Origin of the sequence: Candidatus Frankia nodulisporulans (genome assembly GCF_902806475.1) — a bacterium.
Taxonomy (GTDB): Bacteria; Actinomycetota; Actinomycetes; order Frankiales; family Frankiaceae; genus Frankia; species Frankia umida.
Genome location: NZ_CADCWS010000207.1, coordinates 1 through 7,468, shown reverse-complemented (window position 1 = coordinate 7,468; position 7,468 = coordinate 1). Strand labels below are relative to the sequence as shown.

Genomic DNA, 7,468 nt, shown 5'->3' with positions numbered 1-7,468 from the left:
GAACCGCCAACCCCACCCGAACGCCCAGCCTCCGCTTCGGCCCGCGTCGCCGTCCTCCCCGGCGACACCCCGGTCGGCACCGCGGCCCGCGGCACCAAGACCGAAACCAGCCGCCGCCCCACCACCGGCACCACCGCCTCGGCCGTCGCCGACGGCGCCGATACCGCCGCGGCCACCCACGCCCGCGCGGCGAAGCGCGCTCGATCTGGGCGACGACGAGGCGCCACCGTCCGTCCGGCAGGGGTCAGCGCGCCCGGGGGCGGGACGCTCCGCGCTCGATCTGGGGGCCACGCGCGACGGCGGGCGGCCCTCGTCGAACGGGCAGGGGCCGTCCGGACGTCAGGGGGGCGACGGGCTCGGGCGCGGTTCCGCGGAACCGGGCCCGGCGGGCGGGGACTCCGGGGCAGACGAGCCGTTCTCACCCACGGCCCGGGTCGGGGCGCACTCGTCGCGCCACCGTCAGCGCGTCGAGCGGGTCGCCGCGCTGGACGACGACCATCCGGCCACCATCTGGACCGCGGCGAACCGGGGCACCGGTGCCATGACCGTCACACTGCGCTGGTCGGCGCTGACCACCCGCACCGGACTGCCCCGGCCCAGCAACCTCCACCTGGGATGTCTGTGGCAGGCCGGGTCCGGTGCGGCGGGTGGGGCGTCCGGTGTGCTGCAGGAACTGGACGGGCTGGTCAGCGCGCCCGGGCGGGGAGCGCGCCGGCAGGTGCTGCGGCTGGGGCGACGCGACGAACGGGACGGGCAGACGCTGTTCGTCGATCTGGCCTCGCTGCCCACGTTCCACCGGTTCTTCGTGTACGCCTACGGTCTGCGCGGGGTGCCGCCGTGGGCGCAGCTACGGGCCGAACTGGACGTCTGCGCCGCGTCCGGCGAGCGGTTGACGGTGCGCCTGGGCGCGGCACCCGACGATGCGCCGCTGTGTGTGGTCGCGTCCTTCCACGTCGTCGAGGACGATCTGGTCATCCGGCGGGAGAACGACTTCGATCCGCGCACCCAGGCCGAGGCCGCGGCCCGCTACGGCTGGGACCTCGAGTGGGGACCGACCGGCACGACCCTGGTCACCACCGGCTGAGCCGCCCCAGTGGCCGGGCCGGGCCTGGTGGAGACGACCGTCACCTGTGCGGCAGTCGTCCGTGGGGGGCGTGACGTTTCACCACGGGTCGCCATGGTCAAGGATTCCCTCATGCCCGCGACCTGGCGACAGCGCCGACGCACGCGTAGCTCCACCACGGCCACCGAGACCATCCCCGCCCAGCAGATCGCGCCGACGTCGGCATCGGCCCCCGCCAGCGTCCCCGGTTCCGGTGTCGGCGGTAGCGGCGGTAGCGGCGGTCAGGCGGGTGGCGCCACGTCCGGGCCAGGGGCGTCCGGGCCAGGGGCGTCCGGTGGTGCGACGATGCCGCAGCGGCCCTCGCAGCTGCGGTTCCGGCGTGGTTCGCGGTGCTGCGGCGGACCGTGCGGGAGTTCCGCCATGACGAACTGCCCGGCCGCGCCGCCGCGCTCACCTACTACAGCGTGCTGGCGATCTTTCCGGCGCTGCTGGTGCTGGTGTCGATGGTCGGGCTGGTCGGCGAGGACCAGGCCGATCGCATCCTGACCAACGTGCAGCAGCTCGCGCCGGGTTCGGCCCGCGACGTCCTGCGCGATGCGGTCACCAACCTTCGGGACAGCCCCGGCACCGGCAGTGTGCTCGCCGCCGCCGGACTGGTCGGTGCGCTGTGGTCGGCCTCCAGCTACATCGCGGCGTTCATCCGGGCGGCGAACGTCGTCTACGACATTCCCGAGGGACGGCCGGTCTGGAAGGTCGTGCCGCTGCGGCTCGCGGTCACCATCGCGCTGGTCGTCCTGCTCGCGGCGAGCGCCGCCATCGTGGTCGTCTCCGGTGGTGCCGCCGACCGGGTCGGGGCGATCCTCGGGGTGGACGTCGGTTCCCTGCACGCCTGGTCCTACGCGAAATGGCCGGTGCTGGTGGTGCTGATGGGCATCACGATCGCACTGCTGTACTGGTCGACGCCGAACGTGCGGGTGCCGGGCTTTCGCTGGCTGACCCCGGGCAGCATCCTCGCCGTGGTGCTGTGGCTGGCCGCGTCCGCCGGGTTCGCGGTGTACGTGTCGAACTTCGGGTCGTACAACAAGACCTACGGCACGCTGGCCGGTGTCATCGTCTTCCTGGTCTGGCTGTGGCTGTCGAACCTGTCGATCCTGCTCGGGCTCGAGTTCGACGCGGAGATCGCCCGGGAACGCGCCCTGCTCGGCGGCCTGCCCTCGGACTCCGAGGCGTACGCCGAGCCCCGCGACACCCGCGCCTGGAAACGCCGCAGCCCCCCAGGCCACCGCGCCGCACCAGGCCCGCCAGGCCCGCCAGGCCGACAGCGAAACGACCTGACCCCGCGCGGTCTCGAGTACCGGGACCTTCCGGACAGCTCCGGTCGCGACCGATGGATCAGCGCCCCCCCCCCCGCATAGGCCAAGAACATGCCGATCGTGGGACAAGAGACTCGATTCCACCCTTTGTACAACGGCAGCAAAAGCGTCCTTGACAGGTGAATTCATTACCCGACACACTTGTCCGGTGTACGACGACCCGCCCGAACCTGGCCTGCCCCCAGCCACCCCGACTTCGACCGATGGCCATTTGAGCCAGTGATCGCACGCTACGATCGGCACACGAACTACCGGAGCCTTTTCGGGCTGCTTGTGCTCCTGGCACTGATTGCGGCGGCAATGCCGGCGACATCCGCACGGGCCGCCACACGGCCTGTCACACCGCGCGCACTGGCCACGGGAGCGGCCGGAAGCACCATCACGGTGGGCATCAAACCACTTGATCCTTTTGTCAGTCGAAATGAATCCGGCGTATATTCCGGCTTCAGTATCGATCTCTGGAACGACATCGCCCGGCGCAACGAATGGCAGCCGAAGTACACCTGGTTCCCGGATATCAAGACCGTCGTCGAAGCCGCCAGGGACAACACCGTGGACGCGGCGATCTCCGGAATCTCCATCACCGCCGACCGGGAGGAGGAGGTGGACTTCTCCTATCCGATGTTCGACGCGGGCCTGCAGATCCTCACCGGGGACACCCCGGTCGGCCTGGACCTTTCCCATCAGTTACGCAACCTCGTCTCGCCCTCGACCGGGCGGTATCTGGCGGCGCTGCTGCTGATGCTTCTTCTCGCCGGGGCCATCACCTCGGCGGTGACCCGGGTCGGCAGCGAACACCGGTGGCACCGGCGGATGAGCGACGGTATGTTCCGGGCCGCCGCCGTCGGCCTCGCCGGTGACCTCGGCGATCCACAGAAACCCCTGATCAAGGTGGTCACGTTCGCCTGGCTCATCGCCGGCCTGGTGTTCGTGTCCCTGTTCACCGCGTCGGTCACCACCCAGCTGACCGTGCGGTCCATCCGGACCGGCATCACCGGGGTGTCCGACCTCGCCGGAAAGCACGTCGTCACGGTGCGCGGCTCCACCGCCGAGAACTACCTGCGCCACCACGACATCACGCCGCGCACCGTGGACTCCATCAACGACGCCTATCCCCTGCTGCATCGGGGCGACGCGGACGCCATCGTCTACGACTCCCCCGTCCTGCAGCACCACGTCGACGTCGCGCACGACCGCAAGGAGACTCTCGCCGGCCCGGTCTTCGAACCCGAGGACTACGGCATCGCCTTTCCCACCGGCAGCGCCCTGCGCAAGAAGGTCAACGCGGCCCTCCTGCAGATGCACGCCGACGGGACCTACGACGAGCTGCGCCAGCACTACTTCGACGGCCCCTCCTGAACGCGGGCGGGCTCGGCCGGGCTCCGGCGACCTCGACCGATCCCGCGGACACCCGCCCCGACGGCGAATCCGTTGACACCCGGTCGGCCCGCCGCTAGTTTTTCCAGGAAACTCACCCGTCACGCGAGGTGACCATGCCCGGATTCTGGCAGGAGCCCTGACCATGAACGTGGACGAGGCGGGACAGGTCTTCACCACTCCCCAGGCCTACGCCGACGAGAGCTGGTTACATTCCGCCACCGCACTGCTTCGCCGGGAATCACCCGTGCACCGGGTGGACACCGAGGGTTTCGAGCCGTTCTGGGCTGTCACGAAACACGCGGACGTCGCGCAGATCAGCCGCGCCCCGGGACTGTGGCTCAACGCACCCCGAGCGGCGCTCGCCCGCCATGCCAGCAGTACCGAGGTGCCCGTGCGCACCCTGGTCCAGATGGACGCACCGGACCATGGCGTCTACCGCCATCTCAGCGCCGACTGGTTCAAACCGAGCGGTGTGCGCCGTCTCACCGGCCGCATCGAGGAACTCGCCCGCGGCTATGTCGATCACATGGCCGATCTCGGCGGAGAGTGCGACTTCGTCGCCGATGTCGCCTGCCACTTTCCGCTCTATGTCATCCTTTCGCTGCTCGGCCTCCCGCAGGAGGATTTTCCGCGCATGCTGCGGCTCACCCAGGAGATGTTCGGGGCGGAGGACATCGACCTGACCGACAAGACCCTGCTGGAAACACTGATGGATTTCTTCCAGTACTTCCAGGGAATTGTCGCCAGTCGCCGCGAGAATCCGTCCGACGACCTCGGCTCGGCCATTGCCAACGCCACCGTCGGCGGCCAGCTGATCGGGGAACTGGAGGCGGTCGGCTACTACGTGCTGATCGCCACCGCGGGGCATGACACCACCAGCGCCGCCATCGCCGGCGGGCTGCACGCCCTGATCGAACATCCCGACCAGTGGCGACGGCTCGCGGCTGACCCCACCCTCGTTCCGACCGCGGTCGACGAGATGCTGCGCTGGGTCTCACCGGTCAAACAGTTCATGCGCACCGCCGCCGAGGACACCGAGATCCGTGGCGTTCCGATCGCCAAGGGCGAGGCGGTGCTGTTGTCCTATCCGTCCGCGAACCGGGATGAGGAGGTCTTCGACGAGCCCACTCGCTTCGATGTCGGCCGCACCCCGAACAGACACCTCGCCTTCGGTGTCGGCGCGCATTTCTGCCTCGGCACCCACCTGGCGCGGCTCGAGGCCCGCGCGCTGTTCGCCGAACTCGTGCCGCGGGTGCGTTCGATCGAACTCGCCGGCGCCCCGCTCTACCTGGACACGCTCTTCGTCGGTGGACCCAAGCACCTGCCGATCCGCTACACGATGGCCTGATCGTCGAACGGCTCGCCGCCTACGGCCGACCGGTGACCATGGTGACGGTGGGGGTCGTGACCGGTATCCGTCATGACCGCGGCGGTGATCGTCGAGGCCGGACGCACGTGGCAGCAGGCCGCGGACCTCGCCTACGACGCCGTCCGCGCCATCCCAGGCGGACCGTCCACAGCCGTCTTGACACTGATGAATGCCACGAGAACACTCCCTCATGTCCGCGCGGCGCGGGGTGCTCACGTCGTGGTGTCCGCACCGGCGGGCCGAACACGCTGGCGCGGACCATCGGACACCGCCCCTACCACCATCCCCGGGAGGGCAGCGCCCATGAAGCTGGACGAGACCGCGGCGGAACCGGCGCCGCCCGAACAGGTCCTCGACCCGGACCTGCCGATCGTCGACGCCCACCATCACCTGTGGCCGTCCGGTTACTGGATTCCCTACGACCAGCACGCCTACCTGCGTGACCTCGAGCGGGGCCACCGGATCACCGCGACCGTGTTCGTCGAGTGCGGTGCGAACTACCGGCGTGACGGCGACCCGGCGCTGCGTCCCGTCGGCGAGACCGAGTTCGTCACCGCCGCCTGCCCACACGACCCGGCCGCGGCGCGGACACCGGGGATGGCCGCGGGGATCGTCGCGTGGGCGGATCTCACCCAGCCCGCCGTCGCCGCGCGCACCATCGACGCCCATCTGGGCGCCGCCGGCGGCCGGGTACGCGGCATCCGGCACAACGTGATCTGGCATCGCACACCGGGGATCGTCAAGGGCCAGAACTTCCCTGCGCGTCTGCTGCTCGACGACCAGTTCCGCGCCGGCCTGCGTGAGGTCGGCGCCCGGGGTCTCAGCTACGACGTGTGGCTCTTCCACGAGCAGCTCCCCGAGCTCGCCGAGACCGCCGACGCCCTGCCCGACCAGCAGTTCGTGCTCGACCATGTCGGCGGGCCCGTCCCGGCGCAGCCCGACCCGCGGGCCCGCGCCGAGATCTTCGCGCGGTGGAGCGCCCTGCTGCGCGACGTCGCCCGCCGCCCGAACATCGCCGTCAAGATCGGCGGCCTGGGCATGCCCCTGCACGGTTTCGGCCATCATGAGCTGGCGGTACGGCCGTCGTCGGTGGACCTCGCGGCCGCCTGGCGCCCCTACGTCGAGACGGCGATCGACGCCTTCGGGCCGCAGCGCTGCATGTTCGAGAGCAACGCCCCGATCGACAAGCAGAGCGTCAGTTACGACGCGCTCTGGAACGCCTTCAAGCGCATCACCGCCGCACTGTCCCCGACGGAACGCACCGCCCTGTTCTCCGGGACGGCCACACGGATCTACCGCCTCGACGAGGCATCCGCCAACGCGGCACGCTGAGCGCCGACGCCGCGGTCCGGGTGGGGTCGGGCCTCAGGTCAGGCGCCAACGGCGGATCCGCGCGTCGCCTGCGCCGCTGGCCAGAACCCGTCCGTCGGGGGCGAACGCGAGCGCCCAGACGGCGTCCTCATGGCCGGTGGGCGCCGTGTCGACCGAGGTCGGCTGCTCGCGGTCCCGCACGTCCCACAGCCGGATGGAATGATCATCGGAGCCGCTGGCCAGGACGGCTCCGTTCGGCGAGAAGGCGAGCGTGCGGATGGTGTCGGTGTGCCCGGCCAGCGGCTGGCCGAGCAGGCCCCGCGCCGCCATCGCCGGACGGCGGATGTCCCACAGCCGCACCGACCCGTCGCGGCCCGCGGTGGCCAGAACAGTGCCATCCGGTGAACAGGCGAGCGCGGACAGCGGGTTCTCGGGGTCGGCCAGCGGCTGCCGCGGGTCGGTGAGCGGCCGCGGATGGGCCGGATCGCTGACATCCCAGATCAGCACCGCGCCGTCCAGCCCCGCGCTGACCAGCAGTGACCGTCGCCCCGCGAACAGGACCGCGGTCACCTCCGCGCCATGCCCGGTCAGCGGATCACCCAGGTTGTGGGCCGCGCCCTCGGCGTGGACGTCCCAGAGTCGCACCGTGTGGTCGTCGCTGCCGCTGGCCAGGACGGTGCCGTCCGGCGCGTACGCCACGCTGTGCACGGTCTCCCGGTGCCCCACCAGCGGATCGCCCCACGCCTGCGCCCGCCGCACGGGTCCGGTCCACACCTGGACGTCGGACGCGTGGGTGGCGGCGACGGCGGGCCCCGGGCCTGGACCGGTGCCGCGCCTCGACGACGCGTCCGCGCCGCGCGTCGCGAGCAGAACGCCGGCGGCCGTCGCGCCACCCACGATGGGCACGGCCACCTGGAGCAGCGTGCGCCGGGTAGGCCGGCGCGGCGACTTTCCGGGGAAGGGCACCGGCTG

At 71.1% G+C, this 7,468-nt stretch carries 6 protein-coding genes and 1 pseudogene; 5 read left to right on the top strand and 2 right to left on the bottom strand.

Annotation, left to right across the window (positions count from 1 at the left end; translation table 11 throughout):
- Positions 1-180, bottom strand: a pseudogene (locus G6R24_RS22585) (hypothetical protein); the annotation flags it as partial.
- A 361-nt stretch (positions 181-541) separates the two neighbouring features.
- On the opposite strand from G6R24_RS22585, the gene G6R24_RS16125 reads away from it, so the two are divergent.
- From G6R24_RS16125 to G6R24_RS16105, 5 genes are all read left to right on the top strand, one after another.
- Positions 542-1,084: a hypothetical protein gene (locus tag G6R24_RS16125; RefSeq protein ID WP_163550067.1), complete on the top strand. Its 543-nt coding sequence runs from the start codon at positions 542-544 to the stop codon at positions 1,082-1,084.
- A 368-nt stretch (positions 1,085-1,452) separates the two neighbouring features.
- On the top strand, positions 1,453-2,478 hold the full coding sequence (locus G6R24_RS16120; protein ID WP_163550066.1) for a YihY/virulence factor BrkB family protein: 1,026 nt from the start codon (positions 1,453-1,455) through the stop codon (positions 2,476-2,478).
- Between the two features lie 342 nt (positions 2,479-2,820).
- Complete coding sequence (locus tag G6R24_RS16115; RefSeq protein WP_163550065.1) at positions 2,821-3,795, top strand: transporter substrate-binding domain-containing protein; 975 nt, start codon at positions 2,821-2,823, stop codon at positions 3,793-3,795.
- 163 nt (positions 3,796-3,958) lie between these two features.
- Positions 3,959-5,164 carry a cytochrome P450 gene (locus G6R24_RS16110; RefSeq protein WP_163550064.1) on the top strand — a complete coding sequence of 402 codons (1,206 nt, stop codon included), beginning with the start codon at positions 3,959-3,961 and terminating at the stop codon, positions 5,162-5,164.
- Positions 5,165-5,488: 324 nt separating this feature from the next.
- Positions 5,489-6,517: an amidohydrolase family protein gene (locus tag G6R24_RS16105; protein WP_163550063.1), complete on the top strand. Its 1,029-nt coding sequence runs from the start codon at positions 5,489-5,491 to the stop codon at positions 6,515-6,517.
- Between the two features lie 33 nt (positions 6,518-6,550).
- Here the strand turns inward: G6R24_RS16105 and G6R24_RS16100 are convergent.
- The coding region (locus tag G6R24_RS16100; RefSeq protein ID WP_225438605.1) for a WD40 repeat domain-containing protein at positions 6,551-7,468 on the bottom strand (918 nt) is incomplete at its 5' end.

Excerpts from the sequence above, each read along its gene's own strand:
- G6R24_RS16105 (WP_163550063.1), top strand. The coding sequence starts at position 5,489 with ATGAAGCTGGACGAGACCGCGGCGGAACCGGCGCCGCCCGAACAGGTC.
- G6R24_RS16125 (WP_163550067.1), top strand. The coding sequence starts at position 542 with ATGACCGTCACACTGCGCTGGTCGGCGCTGACCACCCGCACCGGACTG.
- G6R24_RS16110 (WP_163550064.1), top strand. The coding sequence starts at position 3,959 with ATGAACGTGGACGAGGCGGGACAGGTCTTCACCACTCCCCAGGCCTAC.